Genomic DNA, 26430 nt, shown 5'->3' with positions numbered 1-26430 from the left:
TTAACTGACATGATCATAATCAGGTAAAATTACCTCTATTTCTCTTAGTTTACGTAATTTATAACCGATTAAACCTACTAACAGTAAGCCGATTGAAGATAGAACATACATGAGTACCATACCAGAACCTTTTCCTGTACCCACCAGATTGTGAAATAAGGGTTCTAAGTTACCTCCCGGCATCATAGCAGGCTCAAAAACATGATCTGCTAGTGTTCCTGCAATTAAGTTAGCCCCCGCGGAAACTAGTAGCAGAATCATTGATTGACTTGCAAAAACACGCCCCTGAATTTTAGGGTCAACCTTAGTTAACCAGATAGCATCATTAGAACTTCCCAGCAAGGGAAAATTGAAGGATGAGCATAATTGTGCTGGAATCCAAATCAAAGGTATGCGACCCAAACCAAGAATAATTTTGCTGAAGCCAGCGCCTATCATCCCCAGCAGTACTCCATAAATACGAGGCTGCTTTTTCCCCCATATATTAATTAGTAAAACTCCTAAAATGCCCCCAATTCCAGATACTAAAAATAAAGTACCTAATAGTTTTGTATCATCTCCAGAAAGTTCTAAAATCATTGGTTTATAAACAGCTTCACCAATATCATGAATAAACCAAAATGTTGCAGTCAATGTTAATAGAATTAGCAGGCTAGGGCGGGAAATGATATATTTAAAGCCAAAATTAATATCATGTAAGAAATTAGTGCGATCGCACCTACTTAATTTTGTAGTTGTAGATTGGGGAATATGTATGCGTATGACAGTAGCGATCGCAAAAAAGAAAGAAGTGATATCAATAATTAAAATTCCCAAAAGTCCAATTATTCCATACAGAACACCAGCTAGAGCCGGAGCAACAATAATTGCGCCATGACCTGCTAAAAAGCCCAAACTACTAGCCTTGCTATATTCATGTTTGGCTACCATTGTCGATATTGATGTAGAGTAAGCCAGTTCTTGAAATTGCTCAAAAGTACATTTAACAGCAAAGGCTAAATATAAGTGCCACAATTGCAGGTTATTGGTTAAATAAAGCAATAAAACTATAACAGTTACTATCCCGCCAGCAGCATCTCCTACTATCATTAATAACTTACGATTCACCTTATCTACCACCAAACCAGCGATTGGTGTAATCAAAACTTGTGGGATTTGTGCGAAAAATTGAAACAAAGCTAAAGCTGTAGCTTGATGTGTAATTTCCCAAACCCATATAGCCAAAGCAAAGGCAGTCATACTACTACCAATCAAAGAAACCATCTGACCAAGCCAGAGGATAACAAATTTTTGCATACCGTTATAGGCTAATCTCACTCATTGCCTGTTAACTTAAAATTAGTTTAAGTGTGGTTTAGCCATAACATCTTTTTGTTTACTTTTACGATGACGATACTGATACATAACAAAACCAGTAATTAAAAGAATGGTAGGACTCAGACCAACAAAAAGGTAAAGAACCCGACTGCTTAAGCCCCAAAATGTTCCATAATGTAAATATTCAAATGCAGAAAATATACTATCTGCCAGTGGTAATTTTAGACTATTAACTTCGCGCAATACTGTACCACTGTACTGATCTAAATACACTCCACTTCCACCGTAAAACATTTCATGATTTTGCCGTTTGCGGATGTAAACTGCATCTTCTGGTTGGCTGGGAATACTAATAGAAAATGTCTTGGCTTCAGGAAAAACGGTGTGAGAAATTTGCAGTAGTTGAGATAGTTTTAAAGGAGCTTGATTAGTAACGGGTTGAGAAGTAACTTCTGGTAGTTCGGAAGTGAAAGTAACTGCGTAAATAAGAGGATATGAAAAATCAGAAAAGTTCCAAAAGAACCCTGTAACAGCAGTAAAAGCCAGAAAAATAGCTGTAACCACTCCCGCTACTTTGTGAATATCAAAATTTACTCGTTTGATATGACCATCCCACTTAATTTTGAATCCAGTAATCAACTTGCGCCAACCAGGCCATAAGATTAATCCTGTGATGCACAAAATGAATAATAATATCCCACTCATCCCAATGATAATTTCACCATTTCTACCTAATAAAAGACTGTAGTGAAGTTTGAGGATAATTCTTTCAAAGCTGGAATCTGATTCATTCCAAGCCATAACTGCACCAGTATAAGGATGAATGAATATGCGAGTTAGTTGATTAGCTGCATCAAACAAACCTACTTCAAAAGGTAAATCAGAAGTAGGAGGTAATCTAATGCTGTCTAATTTGAGATCGGGACGATTAGCACTGACAGACTTGGCTGTTTCTAAGACAGCATCAATGGAAACCATTTGTGGCTGAGGAACGATAGAACCAACTTGTTGGGTTATGAGAAACTGTCCCATCTCCGGCTTGAATACTAACAAACTACCTGTAAAACTGACAAAAGCTATTAATAGCCCTACAGCTAAACCAACATAGCGATGGAGAATAAAGACTGTATCCCGAAATTTACGCGATCGCATAATAGATACTTCTGAATGAATCTCAACATTAGAGCTTGACTGAAACACTACCTACAACGGTAAATGGTGCGCCAGGAGACAGCAAAAAGCCAGCAGAATCGTAATAACGAATATCAAATAGATTCTTGAAGTTCAGACCAATTTGATAATTGTCTCGCTTATAAAAAATTGCTGCATCTGTTCTGACAAAGGAAGGAATTGTAATGGTATTGGGTAAAGTAGCTTCTCTATCGCCAACAAAAAAGACTCCCCCACCAAAGCCTAACCCTCGTAAATTGCCTGTTTGAATCTCGTAAGTTGTCCATAAACTAGCACTATTTCTCGGTGCGTTAACTAATCTGTCACCAACTGGTAAGTCATTATCTTGCGTCACATAGGCATCGTTGTGAGAATAAGAAGCAATCACATTCCATCCAGGTAAAATCTCTCCTGTTATATCTAGTTCTAGACCTCGACTCTTGACTTCTCCAGCAGCAATAGAAAATGGCGATCCCAGATTATTCAAATCACTGGTCGCTACGTTATTCTTAGTAATCTCATAAGCCGAGAATGTCGCCGTTAGTTTACCATCTAAAAACTCACCTTTAACCCCCACTTCATATTGTGTGCTGCTTTCAGGTTCTAGTGGTACTCCGCCCTCACTTACAGCAAATTCATTTGGTCTAAATGCACGAGAGTAACTACCGTAAAGAGATAGATTGGGGATTGGTTGATAAACTAAACCAACTCGTGGGGAAAATCTCTCGTAATAACGTCTTGTAATTTCAGTCTCCGCGCCATTGATAATGTCAGGGTTAAATTCGTCTCTAAAATTAACAAAATCAAATCTTCCACCCAGCAACACTTTAAGATTTGGTAGTAATGCCACTTGATCTTGGAAGTAAACACCTACTCGATATGAATTACTTTCATCCTCAAATCCTTCGTCAAAGGTTGTGGGAATAGCTGCACCATATATCGGATTTTCAATGTCTAGTGTCGGTACGTTATAAGAAATCCGAAATGGATAACCAAAAACACTTCTACCCAATTCAAACCCCAACAGTACTTCGTGTCCAATGGGGCCAGTTTTAAATTTGCCGGTTAAGTCATTTTGCCAAGAATATTCTCTAGAGTAATCACCTACTTGGTTATACCTACGAGCAACCGTCCGACCATCTTCAGCAAAGGGATTTTCAAAATCCACTGGCTGAAAGTTGGAACGTGCTGTGTCAACGATTTGTACAGAAACCGCACTGCGGAATCGCCAATTGTCAGTAAAGCGATGGTCTAGAGCAAAATTTATTCGATTGGCAAAGAGTTCATAGCGATCGCTTGGTTCACCAAAGTTAAAACTAATTGGCAAATCAAAGGATCTACTGATCGGCGGTAAACCTCGGTCGTAGGATTGGTTGAGGTTAACATATTCATATTGCAAATCGACATTTGTGCGATCGCTTAACTTGACCCTTAAGCTAGGCGCAAAAGTATAAAGCTCTTTATAAGCGAAATCTCGAAATCCACCAGAGTTCTCATAGGCAGCAATCAAGCGATAAAAAATATTGTTCTCTTGATTTAGTGGCCCAGAAATATCTATCTCTGGTCGATAGTAACTATAGCTACCCGCAGAAAATGTTGCTGAGTAATAAGGTTGTTCAAGTGGCTGTTTAGTAATGTAATTAACAATACCCCCAGGCTCTAGTTGACCATACAGCACCGAGGCCGGGCCTTTCAGAACCTCTACCCTGTCTATCGTTGCCGTGTCAGTAAATCCGGTGAAACTATCTTGTCTAAAACCATTTCTCAGGTTGGCATTGGTATCAAATCCCCGAATGGTATAAGTATCCGTCCCAGCGTAATCTGTTTTGACTGTCACACCACTGACGTTACGCAGCACATCAGCAATTCTTTGAACTTTTTGATCCTCAATTACTTGACGAGGAATTACCTGAATAGCTTGGGGAATCTCAATGAGAGGTGTATCGGTTTTTGTCGCAGTACTAGCATCAGGAACCTTATATCCTGAATCTTGCTCTCCTGTCACTACCAATTCAATCGGTTCGTCAGTTTCAGATGTTGGTTCTTCCGATGGTGTTGCACTAGTAGGTTGTTCTGGTTGTGGCGATGTGGCAGAAGGTTGCTCTTGCGGCGGTGTTTCACTAGTAGGTTGTTCTGGTTGCGGCGGTGTTTCACTAATAGGCTGTTCTGGTTGTGGTGTAGAGGCTACAACTGGTACAAAACTCAAAATTAACCCTTCATCCCCATCAAACAACTCTACCGTTGGTAAGCTAACTTCTCCTGTCACTCTGACTTGGATACTATTGGCATCTTTATTAGTAACGCTAACTTCTGTGATACCTGCAACTGGCTTTTCTTGCCGGAATGTATTGTTGTTGGGTAAACGTAGTTGAGCATTGGGAATGTCAGCAATATAGCTATTGCCTGACTGACTATTCAATACTTGCAGTTGATCCCCTTTGGTTGTTTCTAAAATGATCTCTACACCTTTATCTGTAGAATTCACCTTGACTGCTGTCACTTCTATAATTTCTGTTGGTTTGGCAGAATCTGGTGTAGAAGACTGTGCTAATAAAGAAGCACTTGTGTGTTGTGTGTCTTTTACTTGTTCTCCCAGAGTCGGATTCCCACCCAATACACAAATAGAACTGGTCAATAACGAAATTTGCAGAATTTGACGTAGCTTCATTTCTAGCTTCACACCTAATTGAGAATTAACAGCAGTAGTTTGGAAAATAGGAGAGAAGTCAGACGAAAATTATTATCATTAATTTTGTTTTACAGCTTATTGATAATTATCTTCATAAAGTTTTTCTGACTTTATTGCGAAATCTTCTCTACTTAAATAGGAATTTACACATTTTTTGTAAGATTAAACACAAAAACTTGATTAAAAATGGCGATCGCCGAATGACCGAATATAAGCAACAAAACTTCTTTCTTCAAGGTTTTCCCGGAAGTAAACAATAGTTTTTGCGGTCACACACTACTGAAAGTGGTGATCCGGTGTTAACGCTGAAAATTACAGCTAGTGCTGATTTCTCAGCATGTATGACAACTGAGAAGCCGCGATAAGCCTTATCTTACTTTATTGAGAATTATTTGTGAAGTAGATATTGATAATTTACGAAAAAGGTATTAAAGTAATTGAGGAAATTGAGAAAGACTTTCAATAACCTCAGCTAATAAGTAAATCAGCATTCATATAAAGGGTGCTTATGATTAGGATAAATCAATGATATAGCTAGGATTTTGCCCACAATTTATCTGCATCTGCGATATCAGATTCCGCATTTAATAAGGTTGCATCCCCATGCCAGAAAGTACAACAGATCTGCCTGAGAATTGCCAAGAAGTCTCAATTATCAAATGTTCAACATTAGTTGAAGTGCTACGGCACAGAAGTAGTCAACAAGCAAATATACAGGCTTTCACCTTTCTGCAAGATGGCGAGACGCAGATAGCAACGCTGACTTACCAAGAATTAGATCGGCAAAGTTGCGCGATCGCTTTGCAACTGCAAACATTAGGTTTAAGTGGTGAGCGTGCCTTATTGCTTTACCCACCGGGAATAGATTATTTACCAGCCTTCTTTGGGTGTTTGTATGCAGGAGTTGTCGCAGTCCCGGCATATCCGCCACGCAACCAACGCAACACCCCAAGAATTTTAGCAATTATCAAAGATGCTCAACCAAAAGTCATCCTCACAACAACAGCAATTCTGGCGCAGTTGCAGTCTTTACTGGCTGATAAATTTGCTATAGATAATATTCACTGGTTCACTACCGACAACCTCGCACCAGATATAGAACAAGCTTGGCAAGAGCCGAAAATTAATATAGATACTCTGGCATTTCTGCAATATACTTCCGGTTCCACTGGTACACCCAAAGGTGTCATGCTCAGTCATGGCAACTTGCTCCACAATGCAGAAGTCACACGCCAGTATATGGAACATACCTCTAGAAGTAAGTTTATTACTTGGTTGCCTGTTTATCATGATATGGGATTAATTGGTGGCGTATTGCAACCTTTGTATAGTGGTTTTCCTTGTATTATGATGCCACCAGCGGCTTTTCTCCAGAGGCCTTACCGTTGGTTACAGGCGATTTCTCATTATCGAGGTACTACCAGCGGCGCTCCCAACTTTGCCTATGAACTGTGCATTGAAAAAATTACCCCAGAACAACGCGCCACCCTAGATTTAAGTAGTTGGAATGTGGCATTTAATGGTGCTGAACCCATTCGCCACGAGACTCTAGAAAAGTTCGCCGCCATCTTTGCTGAATGTGGATTTTGTCCAGAAGCTTTTTATCCTTGTTATGGTATGGCAGAAGCCACTTTGATGGTATCTGGCAGCGTCAAATCTGCGTTAGTGCGGAGTTTATCTCTGCAAAAAAGCGATTTAGAAAGCAATCATGTCATAGATGCAGTTACTCATACAGATAGCTGCACAACATTAGTTAGCTGTGGTCGAGTTGTACCTCAACAGCAGATTGTGATTGCTAACCCAGAAACATTAACCAGTTGTGATCCTGATGAAGTGGGAGAAATTTGGGTGTCTGGGCCTAGCATTGGTCATGGTTACTGGAATCGTCCAGAAGAAACAAAGGAAACTTTCCACGCTTATTTGCAAGATACAAAAGAAGGGCCATTTTTGCGGACTGGAGACTTGGGCTTTTTACATAATGGTGAGCTTTTTATTACTGGTAGAGCTAAAGATTTAATTATCATCAGAGGGCGTAACCTTTATCCACAAGATATAGAACTGACCGCAGAACGGAGTCATCTATCTTTACGTAGTGGTAGTAATGCGGCATTTACAATTGAAGTAGATAATGAAGAACGGTTAGTAGTGGTGCAAGAGTTAGAGTTTCGCGCCAAACCTAATTTAGAAGAAGTTACAAGGGCAATTCGTCAGGCTGTAGCCCAAGAACATGAGATACAAGTTTATGCAGTTGTTTTAATTAAAGCTGGCACTATCCCTAAGACTTCTAGTGGTAAGATTCAACGCCGTAGTTGTCAAGCAGAGTTTTTTGCAGATAAGTTGCAAGTAGTCAATCAGAGTATTTTAGATAGTAGTGAAGATTTAGACATAACCAGCCTGATAAAAAATGATAAATCTCTAACTGCATACTTGCAAGAATTGATAGCCAAAGCCTTAAAAATCCCAGTTCATAAATTACCACTTCAACAACCCCTAACAACTTTGGGTATAGATTCCTTGATAGCTTTTGACCTCAAAAATGCGATTGAAGTAGATTTTGGGGTGAGTGTATCTATCAATGAGCTTTTGCAAGATGCCAGTATTGAGTATCTAGCACAGCAAATTGTAGCTGAGGCGAAAGATATTATCCCAAAACAGTGGGAATTAAAGCCAATTTCGCGGGAAGGACAACTACCTTTGTGTTTGGCGCAAGAACGCTTGTGGTTTTTAGAGCAATTAGAACCAGGGAATCCATTTTATAATGTAGCGATCGCCATCCAACTCAATGGCATACTCAACATTACAGTTCTCCAGCAAAGTCTCAATGCAATTGTCCAGCGTCACGAAAGCTTACGCACCAGCTTTACATCTGTAGCTGGACAACCTGTGCAAATCATTCATCCTCATGTGAATGTGCAATTAGCTGTTGAAGACTGCACTATCTGGAAATCTATAGAAATTCTCATCCAGGAGGAAGCCCAAAAACCTTTTGACTTATCCCAAGCACCACTGCTAAGGGCAAAACTTTTGTGTCTATCAGCCAATCAACATTTGCTCCTGTTAACCACACATCATATTATTTCTGATGGTTGGTCAGTGGGCGTTCTCATCCAAGAACTAGCAACAGTCTATCAAGCTTTTATAGAGGGCAAAGCTTTTCCTCTGTCTGAACTACCTATTCAATACGCTGATTTTGCTTACTGGCAAAGACAATGGCTGCAACAAGAGGTGCTAAAAACCCAACTAAATTATTGGCTGCAACAACTTAATAACAGCCCAACTTTATTACAACTACCGACAGATAGACCAAGACCTGCTGTCCAGAGCTTTATGGGCAAAAAGCACACACTAACATTACCTCAACATTTAAGTGCAGCAGTCAAAGACCTGAGTCAGCAAGAAGGCGTAACAGTCTTTATGACATTTTTAGCGACTTTTCAAACACTGTTATATTCCTTATCCCATCAAGAAGATATTGTTGTGGGTTCTCCTGTGGCTGGGCGTAACCATAGCAAAACACAAGGATTAATTGGCTTTTTTATCAATACTTTAGTTTTGCGTACTAATTTGAGTGGGAATCCTACTTTTCGAGAGTTATTAGGCCGCGTCAAAAAAGTCGCTATAGAAGGCTATAGCCATCAAGACGTACCTTTTGAAAAGCTGGTAGAAGAGTTACAACCAAAACGCAACCTCAGCTATAACCCTTTATTTCAGGTAATGTTTATTTTTCAAAATACAGGGATACCATCAATTGAACTTCCAGAATTAACTTGGAAACCGCAAGAAGTAGATAGTGGTACATCAAAATTTGATTTGAAACTGAGCATTTGGGAAAGCACAGTTGGATTTCAAGGTTCAATTGAATACCAAACAGACTTATTTAATCCTGCAACTATTAGTCGTCTGGCTAATCATTTTGAACTATTGTTGCGAACCGTAGTTAATCAGCCAAATATCTCTTTGCAAGATTTAGCTGCTAGTGTTGCCAAGTTTGAGCAAAAACAATTAGAAACTATCAGTCTGCAAAAACTGAAGTTGAGTAAACGAACTGCAATTAGTCAAGGATAAAAAACTTTCGGCAAATTTATGATGATTTCTAATTCTGTAAAACCTAGTCTAAAAAGTTTAGGCATTGCTAAACGTCAAGCTATCACAGATGTAGTGAAAATCACACCATTGATAGCGGAAAATTATCTACCGTTACTTATCCAAGCAACTGTAGAAGGAGTTAATTTAGTTGCTTGGGCGGCTAATAATCAAGAATTGATTAAAAAATCTTTACTCCAGTATGGGGGTATTTTATTTCGTAACTTTCAAGTAACAGAAGTAACGGAATTTCAGCAGTTTATTCGAGTAGTTGCAGGAGAGTTATTAGAATACCGCGATCGCTCCTCACCTCGCAGTGCAATTCAAGGTAAAATTTACACATCTACAGACCATCCAGCTAACCAAAAAATTCTGCTGCATAGCGAAAATTCTTATGCGGCTAACTGGCCTTTAAAAATCTTCTTTTATTGTGTGACCCCAGCCCAACAAGGAGGAGAAACACCAATTGCTGATATTCGCAAAGTCTATCAAAAAATTTCTCCTACAGTTCTCGAAAAGTTCGCCAAGAAACAAGTAATGTACCTCCGCAATTTTGGCGATGGATTTGGCTTACCTTGGCAAACTGTGTTTCAAACAAATCAACCAGAAAAAGTCGCGGAATTTTGTTACCAAAATCATATAAAATTTGAATGGAAAGCAGAAAATAAACTGAGAACCTACTCTATTCGTCCTGCGATCGCTAAACATCCAATCACAGGTGAGTATGTTTGGTTTAACCATGCCTTATTTTTCCATATCTCTAGCTTAGAAACGAACATCCGTGAGTCGTTATTAGCAGAATTTAAGGAAGAAGATATACCACATAATACTTATTACGGAGATGGTTCACCAATTGAACCAGAAGTATTACATGAAATTCGTACTGCTTACCAACAAGAAACAGTAGTTTTTCCTTGGTTGACTGGAGATATTTTGATGTTGGACAATATGCTTACCGCCCACGGAAGACAACCATTTTTCGGTAAGAGGAAAGTAGTTGTCGGTATGGCAGAAGCATATAGTACAGATGATTAACTACTAAACACATAAGATATTGCTTTCTTTATTCTCCCCGTCTCTGCGCGACGGCAGTCGCTACAACAGGGAGCCAATGCGTCGAGCGGCTTAAGCAAGCTACGCATAGCGTCGGAGAAGCAAGTTACTGCCTCCTCTGCGTAAAAAAATATTTATGTAAGAGGACTATTAATCAAGAATTTCTTTCAAATTATCTAACTAGATTAACCATGTTTCAAGAAATTCAGGGTTTTCAACTTTCACCCCAACAAAAGCATTTATGGCAACTACAACAAACTGATAGCCAGACATATCAGGTGAAAGCTGCTGTCTCCATTACTGGAAATCTTGATATTCAATTACTCAAAAATGCACTAGAAACAGTTGTAAATAGGCATGAAATTCTGCGTACTAATTATAAATGTCTGCCTGGGATGATAATTCCTGTACAAGTAATTACTGAACCTAGACTAAATTGGCAGAACAACTATGATTTGACTAAATATACAAGTGAAGTACAGCAAGAAAAACTTCACCTATTATTTCAGCAATTTAATCAACAAAAATGTATTTTAGAAGTAGAGAATAATTTACATTTAGCATTAGTAACTTTAGCTGTATATAAACATTTTCTATTTCTCAGCTTACCTGCATTATCAGCAGATAGGGAAACTCTGAAAAATTTAATCAGAGAAATTAGCTATATTTATGCTGATAAATATGATAGCCAAGCAGAAATAATACAGTATGCTGACTTAGCAATGTGGCAGAATGAATTATTGTCAGCAGCAGAAACAGAAGTAGGTAGAGAATACTGGAATAAGCAAGATTTTTCTGCTATACAAGCCTTGCAATTGCCTCTAGAAAAAGAGAATGTTTCAGAATTAGGATTTCAGCCCCAAACTCATACTTTCAGACTAGATACTTCTCTGGTAGCGCAACTAGAAACACAGTATCAATCTGCATTAGCTAATTTCTTCTTAGCTTGTTGGAATATCTTGCTGTGGCGGCTTACAGGACAAGATAATATAGTTATGGGAGTAGGTACCAATGGGCGGAAATATCAAGAACTAGAATATAGTTTAGGTTTATTATCAAAATATCTGCCAGTAAAGTGCGAATTAAAAGAAGATTTAACTTTAGCGCAGCTTTTAAATGAACTTAGTCAAACTCTGAGCGAAAATTATAACTATCAAGAATATTTCAGCATCAATACATTAAAAGATGTAGCGCCAAATAACCAAATTTTATTGCCAATTATTTTTGAGTATGACGAAATTATAGAAAAGTATAACTTTGGACATATATCATTTACTATTGGACATTTAGCAGCTTGCATTGATAACTACAAACTTAAACTAGCTTGTGTTCGGCAAGATAATTTTATTGATTTAGAAATTGCATATAATAGTAACTATTTTGCAGCAGCAGATATTCAACGTTTAGCAGAACAGTTACAAACATTAATCAACAGTGCAATTTCTCACCCAGCAGTAGCGATAAGTCAGTTAAAAATTCTCAGCAACAGCGAAATACAAATACTATCAGAGCTTAACAATACTCAACTAGCTTATCCTGTCAATGAGTGCATTCATCACTTATTTGAAGCACAAGTAGCCAGAACTCCTGATAAAGTTGCTCTAGTTTTTGCTGAACAACAGCTTACTTACGAGGAAGTAAATCATCGTGCTAATCAAATTGCTCATCATTTGCAAAAATTGGGTGTGGGTGCAGAGATATTAGTAGGGTTGTGCGTCGAACGTTCTTTAGATTTTGTCTTGGGTATTTTGGGTATTCTCAAAGCTGGTGGTGCATACATACCATTAGACCCCACATATCCCCAAGAACGCTTGGCGTATATGTTACAGAACTCGCAACTAAAGGTCTTATTAACTAAAGAGTGCTTGATTAAAGAATTACCAGCACATTCAGCAACAGTTGTTTGCTTAGATGCAGAAAGCAATTTAATCGCCCAGCAATCAAGAGCAAATTTACAACAGACAACCGTTGCGGCTAACTTAGCCTATATAATTTACACCTCCGGATCAACAGGTACACCCAAGGGAGTTAGAGTTACCCATACTAATTTGTGCCACTATGTACAGGCGATGCAAACTGCACTGGGTATTGTAGCAGAAGATAAATATTTACACACAGCATCAATTGCGTTCTCATCCTCTGTCAGACAGTTGATGGTTCCTCTCACTAAGGGAGCAACTATAGTAATTGCAACTTCCGAACAGCGGAAAGACCCCTTGACACTATTTGCAGAAATTCAACAGCAGCAGGTGTCAATTATTGATATTGTTCCTTCTTATTGGCGGAACTGCAATCATCTTTTGAGTAGTTTACAACCAGAAGTCAGAACAAAGCTTTTAAACAACAACTTACGCTTAATTGTCTCAGCTAGTGAACCTTTGTTATCTGATATTTGCACTCAATGGCGGTTTGGGTTCCAACACCATGCACGTCTGATCAATATGTTTGGTCAAACAGAAACCTGTGGTATAGTTGCAGTCAATCCCATTGCGATGGGCGAATGGCAGCTTTGTGCGATCGTACAAAACGAACCAATAAAAATCGTCCCTCTTGGTCGCCCCATTGCCAACACCCAAATCTATATTTTGGATCAATACCTACAACCTCTACCAATAGGTGTCGCTGGTGAATTATATATTGCTGGCTTAGGTATTGGTCAAGGTTATCTGCATCGCCCAGATTTGACAGCCGACAGATTTATTCCCAACCCCTTCAGTACAGAACCAGGAACAAGGCTATACAAAACCGGAGACTTAGGCCGTTATTTACTAGATGGGACAGTTGAATTTATTGGTCGTAGCGACCACCAAGTAAAAATTCGTGGCTTTCGTATCGAACTAGCAGAAATAGAAGCTGTGCTGTGTCAACATCCATCGGTGCGAGAAGCGGTAGTTATTGCTAGGGAAGATGCTGGAGAAAAAAGATTAGTTGCTTATTTAGTATCTAACGATGAGAATCTCCAGAATTCTAACTTTAGTAATTGTCGCAGCTTTTTAAAAGAAAGATTACCTGATTATATGCTGCCTGCTCACTTTGTGATGTTGGAAGCATTACCCTTAACACCTAATGGGAAAATTAACCGTCAAGCATTACCAACACTAGAACAAATACAACTGCAAACAAACGCACAAAAAACGCCTCTTACTCCCGTAGAAGAAGTGATAGCCGGAATTTGGGCGCAAATTTTGAGTATTAAACAAGTAAATATTGATGAAAACTTCTTTGAGTTAGGTGGCCATTCCCTATTAGCTACTCAAGTTGTTTCTCAATTACGCACAGCCTTTCAAATAGATTTACCCCTGCGGAGTTTGTTTGAATATCCCACAGTCACTACACTGGCAGAACATATCGAGATAGCCCGAAAAGCCGGAAGACAACTACAATTACCACCTATTCAACCAGTTGTGCGAGACGGTGTATTCCCACTTACTTTTGCCCAAATCAGGTTGTGGTTTTTGGCACAATTAGACCCAGGAAGTAGTACTTATAACCTGTCTCGCGCCTTAAAATTGCAAGGGGCGCTGAATATCACAGCCTTAGAACAAAGTTTGAACGAAATTCTCAGTCGTCATGAAGTACTGCGAACCAGTTTTACTTGTGTAGATGAACAACCAGTTCAGGTAATTAATGATGATTGCAGTATAAAAATTACCATAATCAACCTTCAACATTTATCTAGTGAATCGAGAGAAATAGAAGTTAAAAAACTGCTTAAACAAGAAGCACAAACCAGCTTTGATTTAACTACAGCCCCACTATTGAAAACCTTACTTATACAATTAGCTGACCAAGAATATGTATTAATATTTACTATTCATCATATTATTGCTGATGGTTGGTCAGCAGGTGTAATTGTCCGCGAACTTGCCGCACTTTACGAATCATTTTGTAACAACAAATCTTCTCAACTTCCAGAATTACCTATTCAGTATGGAGATTTTGCTATTTGGCAGCGTCAATGGTTGCAGGGCGAAATTTTTCAGCAACAAATGAACTACTGGAAACAGCAATTAAGTGGTAGGTTACCAATATTAGAACTGCCAACCGATAGACCAAGGTCTGCTATTCAAACTTTTGCTGGAAGAAAACAATTTTTCACGATTTCCCCTACCTTAACTGCTGCACTAAAAACTTTGAGCCAGCAAGAAGGAGTCACATTATTTATGACTCTTTTAGCAGCATTTCAGACATTACTTTATCGATACACTGGACAAGAAGATATTCTCGTTGGTTCACCTATTGCTAACCGCAACCGCAAGGAAATAGAAGCGCTAATTGGCTGTTTTGTCAATACCATAGTATTGCGGACTAACTTAGCAGGTAATCTGAGTTTTCGGGACTTACTCAAACGAGTGAGAGAAGTTACTTTAGGCGCATACTCTCATCAAGATTTGCCTTTTGAACAGTTGGTAGAAGAATTACAACCAAACCGCAATTTGAGCCGTACACCACTGTTTCAGGTAATGTTTGCCCTTCAGAATGCCCCAATGACTGAACTGAAACTGCCTGGTTTAAGTATTAACATAGAGGAAGTAGATACAGAGACATCTAGATTTGATTTAACTCTATTTTTAACAGAAACTCATCAAGGTTTGATGGGAGTATTTGAATATAATAGTGATTTATTTAATGCTGAAACTATCATTAGAATACAGGGTAATTTTCAGACATTATTAGATGGGCTGGTAAGTAATCCTGAACAGGATTTAGTGAGTTTACCTATCCTCACACCACCAGAAATCCAACAATTGTTAGTCACACAAAATAAGACTCAAACTGATTATTCATCTGTTTGTATTCATCAACTATTTGAAGCACAGGTAGAACAAACCCCTGATGCGGTAGCAGTAGTATTTGAGAATGATCAGTTAACATATCAGGAACTTAATCAAAGAGCCAATCAATTAGCACATTATTTACGAAACTTGGGAGTAAATGCAGAAGTATTAGTAGGGATTTGTTTAGAACGTTCTTTAGAAATGATTGTTGGGTTGTTGGGGATACTCAAAGCTGGCGGCGCATACATACCTTTAGACCCAGCCTATCCCCAAGAACGCTTAGGCTATATGTTAGTAGATGCCCAACTATCAGTGTTAATTACTCAAAAGTCGTTATTAGAAAATTTACCACCTCACCAAGCTCAGGTAGTTTGTTTAGATGAGGAATGGGAGAAAATTACTCAACAAAAGACTAGCAATCTAACTCACGAACTTACTCCCGAAAACTTAGCGTATATAATTTACACTTCCGGTTCGACTGGGAAACCAAAAGGTGTACAAATTGCTCATAGTGCTGTTGTCAATTTCTTAACTGCAATGCGGCAAAAGCCTGGATTAACGCCCCAAGATATCTTACTATCTGTCACCACTTTATCTTTTGATATTGCCGCTTTAGAAATATTTCTACCCTTAATTATTGGCGCTCAAACAGTTATTATTAGTCGTCAAATAGCCTCTGATGGAATTCAATTATCAGAACAATTAACGGTTACTGGTGCAACAGTGATGCAAGCTACTCCAGCCACTTGGCGGATGTTGCTGGCTGCTGGATGGCGTGGAAACAAGCAATTAAAAATTTTGTGTGGTGGTGAGGCTCTTGATTACACCCTCGCCCAACAATTACAACAACGAGGTAAAGAAGTCTGGAACTTGTATGGCCCTACAGAAACTACAATTTGGTCTGCTGCATTTCTAGTAAAAGATAGTGTGGCGATCGCACATCCAATCGCTAACACCCAATTTTATATCTTAGACGCATACAATCAATTAGTACCTATTGGTGTAACTGGGGAATTACATATTGGTGGAGCAGGTTTAGCTCGTGGTTATTTACATCAACCAGAACTGACAGCCCAAAAGTTTATATCCAATCCGTTTAACCTAGATTCTGCTGCTAGGTTATACAAAACTGGAGACTTGGTGCGTTATCGAGCAAACGGCACAATTGAATTTTTAGGACGAATTGACAATCAAGTTAAATTGCGTGGCTTCCGCATTGAATTAGGCGAAATTGAAGCAGCTTTAAACCAACATCCAGATGTGCAAGCTAGTGTAGTTATAGTTCGAGAAGATGAACCAGGTAATCAGCGATTAATTGCTTATGTAGTTCCTCAGCCAGATCAGACATTGGTAATAACAGAACTTCGCCAGTTCTTAGCAGAGAAATTACCTAATTATATGCTGCCTGCTGCTTTTGTAACTTTGGCAAAATTACCCCTCACACCTAATGGTAAAATAGACCGCAGAGCCTTACCTGCTGCGGAAAATACTAGAACTAATCTAGCAGCAGTTTTTGTGGCACCACGCAATACAATTGAAGCCGCGATCGCCGAAATTTGGCAGCAAGTTCTGGGTATTGCACAAGTAGGCATTAACGACAATTTTTTTGAGTTGGGCGGACATTCATTATTAGCGACTCAAGTCATTTCTCGCTTACGAAAAATATTAGGAATAGATTTACCTCTACGTGCTTTATTTGCATCGCCAACGGTGGCTGAACTCGCCACAACGATTCAACAAACAACAGCAAAATTAGGACTGAATACTGTTGTTATTCCACGGAGAGAGAGAGAAGCAAATTTACCTTTGTCTTTTGCCCAAACTAGATTATGGTTATTAGAACAATTATATCCAGGTAATAGCACATACAATATTTCTGCTGCGGTAAAGCTGTCTGGTGATTTAAACATCACAGCCTTAGAACAAAGCCTGAATGAAATTATTGCTCGTCATGAAGTATTGCGGACTACTTTTTCGCTAGTAGATGGACAAGTATATCAGGCGATCGCACCTACTTTAAATGTGCAGTTACCTGTTATAGACTTATGTCATGTACCAGTAGCAGAACGTGCTGCTGAGGTGGAAAGACTAGCAATTATTGAATCACACCGCACCTTTGATTTAACTCAATTGCCTTTGCTGCGGTGTACTCTTTTACACCTAGATGAAAATGAACATATTGCCTTACTAACCATTCATCATATTGTTGCGGATGGGTGGTCAATGGGTGTATTGATCAAAGAGTTAGCCACTATCTATACCGCCTTTTGCACAGGGGAAACCTCTTCATTACCAGAATTACAGATTCAGTATGCAGACTTCGCTATCTGGCAAAGAGAGTGGTTCCAGGGTGAAGTATTACAAACCCAACTTGATTATTGGCAGCAGCAATTACAAAACCTACCAATTTTAGAATTACCTACGGATTTTCCTCGTCCATCGCAGCGCACCTTTCGAGGTGCAAAACAAACCCTGATATTCAATCAACACCTGTCTAAAACTATCAAACAATTGAGTAGCGAGAATGAAGTAACGCTGTTTATGACTGTGTTAGCTGGATTCCAATCTCTACTACATTGCTACACAAATCAGAATGATATTGTCGTTGGAACTGATGTTGCCAACCGCAACCAAACGGAAATAGAAGGATTAATTGGATTTTTTGTCAATCAATTAGTATTGCGGACTGATATGACAGGAAATCCCAGTTTTCGGGAATTGTTGGATATAGTGCGCGATCGCACTTTATCAGCTTACACACATCAAGATTTACCTTTCGACAAATTAGTAGAAGTATTAAATCCAGAACGCGATTTTAGCCGTTCACCTTTGTTTCAAGTGAAATGTATTCTCCAAAATGCACCTATGCCAGTTTTAGAATTGCCAGGGTTAAGACTCAATCTATTAGATATTGATAAAGAAATTGCTGAGTTTGACTTACTTTTAATTCTCACAGATACAGAGCAAGGATTAGTTGCTGATTTAAAATACAGCACAGATTTATTTAAAGCAACGACAGCATCTCAAATATTGCAAAATATGGAAATACTTATGAGTCGCATTGTGTCACAGCCTGATATTAAATTGCTGGAGCTAAAGACTATGCTTATTGAAGCAAACAAACAACAGCGTGTTGTGCAAGAGCAAGAGTATCAAGAGACTCTCCAACAAAATTTAATAAACATTAAACGTAGGTCTAAGTAAGCACAAAAACAACAATGTATTTCTTGATCAATAAATAGGAAAAGTTAATCATGACTACCAAAAATCGCTATGCAGAATATGATAGTTTAGCTTCTATGTACGATGACCAAGGTACACAGAGGCATGATATTGTCGTAGAGCAATTAGAACAATTAGTATTACAACATCTTCCAAAGCCAGCGCATATTCTAGATATTTGTTGTGGCACAGGACAAATCGCCCAAAGACTGCTACAAAAAGGCTATCAAGTTACAGGTATTGATAGCTCAGAAGAAATGCTACGCTATGCCAGAAAAAATGCACCTAATGCAGAATTTATCTTAGAAGATGCTAGATTTTTTCACTTTACATCTATTTTTCATGCAGTCATTTCTACAGATGTTGGCCTTAACCTGATAAATACTCTGGAAGAATTACAAAGTGTTTTTCAAAACGTATATCAAGCATTGCGAGAAAATGGTATATTCATATTCGACTTGTATGTAGAAGAACTGTGTATAGAAGATTGGCAGACTACTAAGATTCAAGGCGAAGCTAAAGAGAACAATGCCTGGATTAACCAGTTTGACTACGATGTAGAGACAAAAATAGGTTGCGATCGCACTACAAGATTTGAATTAATCGATGGTCAATGGCAACGCTTCAACATGACTTTTAACTGGAAGCTTTATTCTGTAACAGATGTTAAATCTGCTTTAGCAAAGGTAGGTTTTACAGATATTGTTTTTTACGATATCAAAAATGATTTTGACATAGAATCATCAGGTCATGTTGGCTGTTTTGTTTGTCGCAAAAGCTAAATATTTTTTCCTTGCTGAATTTAGAGTCGTAAAGTTTTAATTGATACTCATAACCTCCTACACTCTGCTTTCTAAGTCCTGACTTCTTTATATTTGAACTAACAAATTCAAACATTTCTATTTTAATATGGAAGAATTACAAAAAACTTCAGTTAATGCACTGCCAGTATTTAAGCGTAAATCGCTAAAAATCTCTGCACAAGATTTAATCGAGACAGAATATTTCAATCAAGATAAAAACTTTCCTTTAGTGATAAAATCTTCTGTAAGAAAGTTAGATTTAGCAGTTTGGGCATCGACTAATCGGGATTTTATTAACGCCCAGTTGTTGAAACATGGAGCGATTCTTTTTCGGGGTTTTAACATTGATGCCATAGCAGAATTTGAGCAAGTAATTAAAGCGATTTGCTTTGAAGCTATGGAATATCGCTATCGAGCTTCACCGCGGACTCAAGTGAGTGATCGAATCTATACTTCAACTGATTATCCAGCAGATCAAAGTATATTTCCCCATAATGAACATGCTTATTCTCCTAGCTTTCCGTTGAAGATATTCTTCTTTTGTGTGACCCCAGCACAGCAGGGAGGTGAAACACCAGTTGGTAGTTGTCGAGAAATTTTTGCGCGGATAGAACCCAAAATTCGAGAGCGTTTCATCGAAAAAAAAGTTATGTACGTGCGGAATTTTGGTGATGGTTTTGGCTTACCTTGGCAAACCGTATTTCAGACAACTGAAAAAGCAAAAGTAGAAGAATATTGCCACATTCATGATATAAAAGTTGAATGGAAAGATGGCGATCGCTTAAGAACACGTCAAATTGGCCCAGCTGTTGTTAAACATCCCCACACAGGTGAACTTGTCTGGTTCAATCATGCAACTTTTTTTCACGTTTCCACATTAGAAAAAAATACCCGCGAGGCATTACTAGCTGGTTTTAAAGAAGAAGACTTACCAACTAATACATATTACGGTGATGGTTCGCCAATTGAGCCTTCAGTTTTAGCATCTCTGCGGGAAGTTTATCAGCAAGCAATGGTTAGTTTCCCTTGGCAGAAAGGGGACATTTTGATGTTAGACAATATGTTAGCAGTGCATGGACGCGCACCTTTTGTAGGGACACGACAAGTTTTAGTAGGAATGGCAGAAGCACTAAATATCAAAGAACTTTAGATTATAAAAATGGAATTTATGAATATGACTACAGAAGTAATTGAAGGTTTTCAGCTTTCGCCTCAACAAGAGCATTTATGGTTATTACAGCAAGTAACTCCAAGTTCAGCTTATTTTGTGAAATGTAGTGTTCTCATAGAGGGCAACATTGAAACTAATAAATTAATTGCAGCTTTACAAACTATTGTGAATCGTCATGAAATTTTGCGGACAACATTTAAATATGTACCAGGAATGATGATTCCAGTGCAAGTTATTTCTCATGCCAATGTCAGCTTAAATCAGCAATATCATCTAGACGGTCATAATTCTCAAGCACAAGCGGCTAAAATTGCCGAAATTTTTCAGGAATTTACTCAACAAAACTTTGACTTTGAAAAAAATTCACCTTTACAGGTATCCTTAGCTAACTTATCACTAACAAAACATATATTGTTTCTGGGTTTACCTGCTGTTTATGGAGATACAAATACTCTCAAAAATCTAGTTGATGAACTCAGTCGTTTATATGTAAATAGTGATCAGATATGGCCAGAACCACTACAATATGCAGATTTTTCCGAATGGCAGCATGAATTCATTAAATCACAAAGTGCAGAAATTGGCAGAGAATATTGGCGTAAGCAAGATTTATCAGAACTTCTCAATTTACAGTTACCCTTTGAGAAATATGTTGCTGAATCAAAAGAGTTTACACCTGAGTTTTTGACCTTAAATATTAATCATAATTTAAAAGCTCATATTGGTGCGATCGCCCAAAAATATAATACTTCTATTTCTAGATTTTTACTGGCTTGTTGGTCAGTTCTACTCTGGCGTTTAACTCAACAACAAAATTTGCTAATTGGTAAAGTTTTTGAAGGCAGAAAGTTCCCAGAATTATCAGCAGCTATGGGGTTATTTGCCAAATACTTACCACTTACTTGTCATTTAACAGAACAAGCCAAATTTACAGAAATATTACAGCAAATCAACGAAACAGAACAAGATATTTACAAATGGCAAGAGTGTTTTTCTTGGGAATTAATCACCAACAAATTAGCTTATTTCCCTGTATGTTTTGATTTTACAGATAAATATCCAAAACATACCGGAAATAACATATTTTTTGCGATTCAAAATTCTTCTAATTGTATAGAACGATTTAAAATAAAGCTTGCTTGCGTAGATAAGTATGATGATTTATTGACAGAATTTTATTATGATTCTAATTTGTTTGATGTAGAAGATATACAACGTTTAGTAGAACAATTTTCCACATTATTATCAAGTGTAGTAAAGCATCCAGAAGCGGTAATTAGTGAGTTGGAAATTTTAAGCGATCGCGCCAAGCACCAACTAATAGTAGAATTTAATCAAACTCAAACTGATTATCCTAAAGATAAGTGTATTCACCAGTTAATTGAATACCAAGCCCAGCAGCAACCAAATAATATTGCTGTAGAGTTTGACCAGCAACAATTAAGCTACAGCCAACTAAATAATCAAGCTAATCAACTAGCAAATTACCTCCAAAAGATTGGCGTAACCCCAGGAACTTTAATTGGGATATGTTTCCAACGTAATCTAGATATGATTGTGGGGATTCTTGGAATTCTCAAAGCGGGCGGTGCATACCTACCGTTAGATCCAACTTATCCCCAAGAAAGATTAGCTTGGATTTTAGAAAATTCCCAAACATCCATTTTATTAACTCAGCAAGCATTACTAGAAAAACTACCCACACACCAAGCAAAAGTTATCTGTTTAGATACTGATTGGGAAATAATTACAAGCCAAAATCCAGAAAATCTCACACTGCAAATTACGCCTCACAACTTAGCTTATATAATTTACACTTCTGGTTCCACAGGTAAACCCAAAGGCGTACAAATTACTCATCGCAATCTTGTTCATTCGACAACTGCTCGAATTAATTATTATCAAAAACCTGTCAGCCGCTTTTTATTACTTTCATCCTTCGCCTTTGATAGTTCAGTCGCCGGGATTTTTTGGACACTTTGCAGTGGCGGAACTTTAGTATTACCAAAAGAAGGTTTGCAGCTAGAAATACCAAAACTAGTTAAGTTAATTTGCGAAAATCAGATTTCTCATCTGTTAAGTCTTCCTTCCCTTTATGCACTGATTTTACAACAAGCCATCCAAGAACAATTAGCTTCGCTACAAGCTATTATTGTGGCTGGTGAAATATGCCCCAGTGAGTTAGTCAAACTCCACCAAAAATATCTTCCCCAAGCTTCTTTATATAACGAATATGGCCCCACAGAAGCAACTGTATGGAGCAGTGTTTATCTTTGTCAGTCTCATGAATTAACAAAAATTCCCATCGGTAAGCCTATTGCTAATGCTCAGATTTATATTTTAGATGCTAACCTTCATCCTGTCCCTATTGGTGTTCCTGGAGAAATTTATCTAGGTGGTGATGGTATTAGCTTAGGTTATCTCAACCAGCCAGAATTAACCGCCCAAAAATTCATTAATAACCCCTTTATTCAAGAGCCAAATGCACGCTTATATAAAACTGGAGATTTAGCTCAATACCGTGCAGATGGTAACATTGAATTTTTAGGACGAATTGATAGACAAGTAAAAATTCGCGGCTATCGTATTGAAATCGGAGAAATTGAAGCAGCTTTAAAGCAACATCCTTTAGTGCGAGAAGTTGTAGTTATCGCCACCGAGGAAAATCTCCGTCTCATTGCCTATATCATTCCTCATCAAAAAACATTTCCTTCTAGTAGCGAATTTCGCAGCTTTTTGATGAAAAATTTGCCGGAGTATATGGTGCCTTCTACCTTTTTAATGTTGAAGTCTTTGCCTGTATTACCTAATGGCAAAGTTGACTATAAAGCATTACCTCAACAGGTACAAATTCAACTTGAAGAAACATTTGTTGCTCCGCAGTCTGAACTAGAGCAAATGATTACCAATATCTGGCAAGAAGTACTAAAAGTTGAAAAAGTAGGCATCCATCATAATTTCTTCGACCTCGGCGGACACTCCTTACTAATGGTACAAATTCATACCAAACTGCGTACAGCTTTAAACAGAGATATTTCAATGGTTGAATTATTTGAATGTCCCACAATCAGCACCTTGGCAAAGCATTTAAGTCAGCACCCAAAACAACCTAATTTAGAACTTAACTCCGACTCCGTTGCAACCCGCAGAGAATCAAATCAGCAACAAAGACAACTCAGACAACAACATCGAGCAACAATCCAGTAGCAGCATGAATATGAATAACTCTAATACATTTACTGGACTAGATGAAATCGCCATTATTGGTATGTCAGGTTGCTTTCCTGGAGCTAAAAACCTGGATGAATTTTGGCAAAATTTACAAAATGGTGTTGAGTCAGTTTCTTTTTTCACAGAAGAAGAATTAATCTCTTATGGAGTAGATGAAAATGATTTTAATCAACCTAATTATGTTAAAGCCAAAGCAATATTAGAAGATGTAGATTTATTTGACGCTGAATTTTTTGAATTTACGCCCAAGGAAGCAGAAATCACAGATCCGCAACACCGTTTCTTCCTAGAACATGCGTGGAAGGCTTTAGAAAATTCTGGCTACGACTCCAAAACCTATCCAGGACAAATAGGAGTTTATGCAGGTGTGGGAATGGACACGTACTTTTTATTTAATCTTTATCCCAACCGTGAACTTTTAGAAGCATCAGTAGGAAAATTCCGCACTTTAATTGGTAATAGAGGAGATTTTTTACCAACACTTGTTTCTTATAAATTAAATTTGAAAGGCCCAAGTGTAAATGTGCAAACTGCCTGTTCTACTTCATTAGTTGCAGTTCATTTTGCTTGTCAAAGTTTACTTAATGGCGAAAGCGATATTGCGCTGGCTGGTGGAGTATTAATCAATATGCCACACAAAGCTGGCTATCTCTATCAGGAAGGAAGTATTCTTTCCCCTGATGGCCATTGCCGTGCTTTTGATGCCAACGCCCAAGGAACGCTGACTGGTAACGGTGTAGGTATTGTAGTATTAAAACTATTAAAGAATGCGATCGCAGATGGCGATTATATTCATGCTGTCATTAAAAGTTCAGCCATTAATAACGATGGTTCTTTCAAAGTTGGTTACACCGCACCAAGTGTAAATGGGCAGGCAAAAGTCATTGCTGAGGCTCTTTCTATATCAGGAGTTCACCCCGAAACTATCAGTTATATAGAAACTCATGGCACAGGCACCAATCTTGGCGACCCAATAGAAATTGCTGCATTAACCAAATGTTTCCGCGCCAGCACTCAAAAAAAGAATTTCTGTGCTATTGGTTCACTCAAAACAAATATTGGACATTTAGATGCCGCCGCTGGTGTTGCAGGTTTAATCAAGACAGTTTTAGCGCTCAAACACAAACAAATACCACCCAGTTTGCATTTTGCAAAACCTAATCCGCAAATAGATTTCGCCAACAGTCCTTTCTATGTAAATACTCAATTATCTGCATGGGAAACTAATGGCACTCCTCGACGCGCTGGGATTAGTTCCTTTGGTATTGGAGGAACAAATGCTCATGTAATTTTGGAAGAAGCCCCTGTTTTAGAGCAGGTGAGCGGGGGAGCAGAGGAGCAGGGGAGAGGATATCAGTTATTGTTACTCTCTGCCAAAACCAGTACAGCCCTGGAAACTGCCACTGCCAATTTAGTTGAGTATTTTCAACTAAATCCAGAAATTAACTTAGCTGATGTTGCTTATACCTTAAGTGTTGGTCGTCGAGGATTTGCATATAGGCGATTTATAGTTGCCCAAGATATTCAAGATGCAGTCAAAGCTTTAACAATTAAAGAACAACAACCAGATTTCAACCACTGCCAAGAATTAGATAATCACTCTGTAGTTTTCATGTTTCCCGGTCAAGGTTCCCAGTATGTAAATATGGGTCGGGAACTTTATGAAAAAGAGTTAATTTTTCAAGAAAAAATTGATTATTGTGCCGAGTTTCTTCAACCTCATTTAGGTCTAGATTTACGTACTTTACTTTATCCACATGATGAATATCAAGAAATAGCAAATCAACAATTACAACAAACTTCTCTAACTCAGCCAGCATTATTTATAATTGAGTACGCCTTAGCTCAATTGTGGATAGCGTGGGGAGTGCGACCTTCCGCAATGATTGGTCATAGTATTGGAGAATATGTAGCTGCTTGTATTGCGGGTGTATTTTCCTTAGAAGATGCCTTAATACTAGTTGCTACTAGAGGGCGACTGATGCAACAACAGCCAGCCGGAGCTATGCTTGCAGTGCCACTATCAGCAGCAGAACTTCAGCCTTGGTTGAATGAAAATATTTGCCTAGCTGCTATTAATAGCCCAAATAACTGTGTAGTTTCGGGGACAACTCAGGCAATTCATGACTTACAAAATAAATTAACTGAGCAAGGTGTAGAGTTTCGTCCTCTACACACTTCTCATGCTTTTCATTCCCAGATGATGGACTCGATTTTAGAGCCATTTCAAGAAAAAATTGGTCAAATTAATCTAAATTCCCCAATAATTCCGATATTATCTAATTTGACTGGCAATTGGCTAACTAAAAATGAAGCCACAGATCCAAAATACTGGGTGCAGCATTTACGGCGAACAGTACGATTTAGTGAAGGAATTACTGTATTACTACAACATCCAAATCAAATTTTATTAGAGGTTGGCCCTGGACGGACATTAAGTAGTTTAGCTCAACAGCATTCAAATCAAATTACTAAACAGCTTGTGGTTTCTTCCTTGCGCCATCCTAAAATTCAAGCTTCGGATATCTCCTTCTTTCTTAATACATTAGGTCAACTTTGGTTAGCTGGAGTGCCTATAAATTGGTCAAAATTTTATGCTCATCAACAATGTCATCGTATCCCCTTGCCGACCTATCCTTTTGAAAGACAAAGGTATTGGATTGAACCAAATAAATCACTTAACAAAGAAACGCTTTGTGAAAAATTAGAGTATAACTCTACAAATATGCCAGTATCTCCACAAGAACCAGAATTATTAGATAAATCACTGGAACAACTAATATCTCAGCAAATAGAAATTATGTCTCAACAGTTAGAATTATTGCAATTACTCAAAGAATAATATCTCTAATCACCACCATTTTTACTACACTCTTGTAACTCTGTGTCGCGCCAGTTGCGACAAGTCGGGTA

At 38.2% G+C, this 26430-nt stretch carries 9 protein-coding genes and 1 pseudogene; 7 read left to right on the top strand and 3 right to left on the bottom strand.

Translation table 11 applies throughout. The features are described from left to right. The 3 genes from AC504W_RS12785 to AC504W_RS12775 are packed head-to-tail and all read right to left on the bottom strand — an operon-like array spanning nucleotide 1 to nucleotide 5155. Nucleotides 1-1296 (bottom strand): MFS transporter, encoded by a 1296-nt coding sequence (locus AC504W_RS12785; protein ID WP_494878078.1) that lies wholly within the window; start codon nucleotides 1294-1296, stop codon nucleotides 1-3. A 42-nt stretch (nucleotides 1297-1338) separates the two neighbouring features. Next, nucleotides 1339-2517 carry a PepSY-associated TM helix domain-containing protein gene (locus AC504W_RS12780; RefSeq protein ID WP_494878077.1) on the bottom strand — a complete coding sequence of 393 codons (1179 nt, stop codon included), beginning with the start codon at nucleotides 2515-2517 and terminating at the stop codon, nucleotides 1339-1341. Next, nucleotides 2498-5155 carry a TonB-dependent siderophore receptor gene (locus AC504W_RS12775; protein WP_494878075.1) on the bottom strand — a complete coding sequence of 886 codons (2658 nt, stop codon included), beginning with the start codon at nucleotides 5153-5155 and terminating at the stop codon, nucleotides 2498-2500. The genes AC504W_RS12780 and AC504W_RS12775 overlap by 20 nt, the downstream gene beginning before the upstream one ends. A 624-nt stretch (nucleotides 5156-5779) precedes the next feature. Here AC504W_RS12775 and AC504W_RS12770 point away from each other — a divergent pair. The 7 genes and pseudogenes from AC504W_RS12770 to AC504W_RS12740 form a co-directional block, all read left to right on the top strand. Next, nucleotides 5780-9241, top strand: coding sequence for a condensation domain-containing protein (locus AC504W_RS12770; protein ID WP_494878073.1), 3462 nt, complete (start codon nucleotides 5780-5782; stop codon nucleotides 9239-9241). 18 nt (nucleotides 9242-9259) lie between these two features. After that, nucleotides 9260-10294: a TauD/TfdA family dioxygenase gene (locus AC504W_RS12765; protein ID WP_494878072.1), complete on the top strand. Its 1035-nt coding sequence runs from the start codon at nucleotides 9260-9262 to the stop codon at nucleotides 10292-10294. A gap of 209 nt (nucleotides 10295-10503) precedes the next feature. Then, complete coding sequence (locus tag AC504W_RS12760; RefSeq protein ID WP_494878070.1) at nucleotides 10504-18294, top strand: amino acid adenylation domain-containing protein; 7791 nt, start codon at nucleotides 10504-10506, stop codon at nucleotides 18292-18294. 50 nt (nucleotides 18295-18344) lie between these two features. Continuing rightward, nucleotides 18345-19094, top strand: a complete 750-nt coding sequence (locus AC504W_RS12755; protein WP_494878069.1) for a class I SAM-dependent DNA methyltransferase — start codon at nucleotides 18345-18347, stop codon at nucleotides 19092-19094. 127 nt (nucleotides 19095-19221) lie between these two features. Next, nucleotides 19222-20265 (top strand): TauD/TfdA family dioxygenase, encoded by a 1044-nt coding sequence (locus AC504W_RS12750; protein ID WP_494878068.1) that lies wholly within the window; start codon nucleotides 19222-19224, stop codon nucleotides 20263-20265. 24 nt (nucleotides 20266-20289) lie between these two features. Then, on the top strand, nucleotides 20290-23493 hold the full coding sequence (locus AC504W_RS12745; RefSeq protein ID WP_494878067.1) for a non-ribosomal peptide synthetase: 3204 nt from the start codon (nucleotides 20290-20292) through the stop codon (nucleotides 23491-23493). 10 nt (nucleotides 23494-23503) lie between these two features. Then, nucleotides 23504-26191, top strand: a pseudogene (locus tag AC504W_RS12740) (type I polyketide synthase); the annotation flags it as partial. Nucleotides 26192-26430 lie beyond the last annotated feature (239 nt).

This window comes from Nostoc sp. C96 (assembly GCF_059384975.1).
This window is presented reverse-complemented; position numbering and strand designations above follow the sequence as displayed.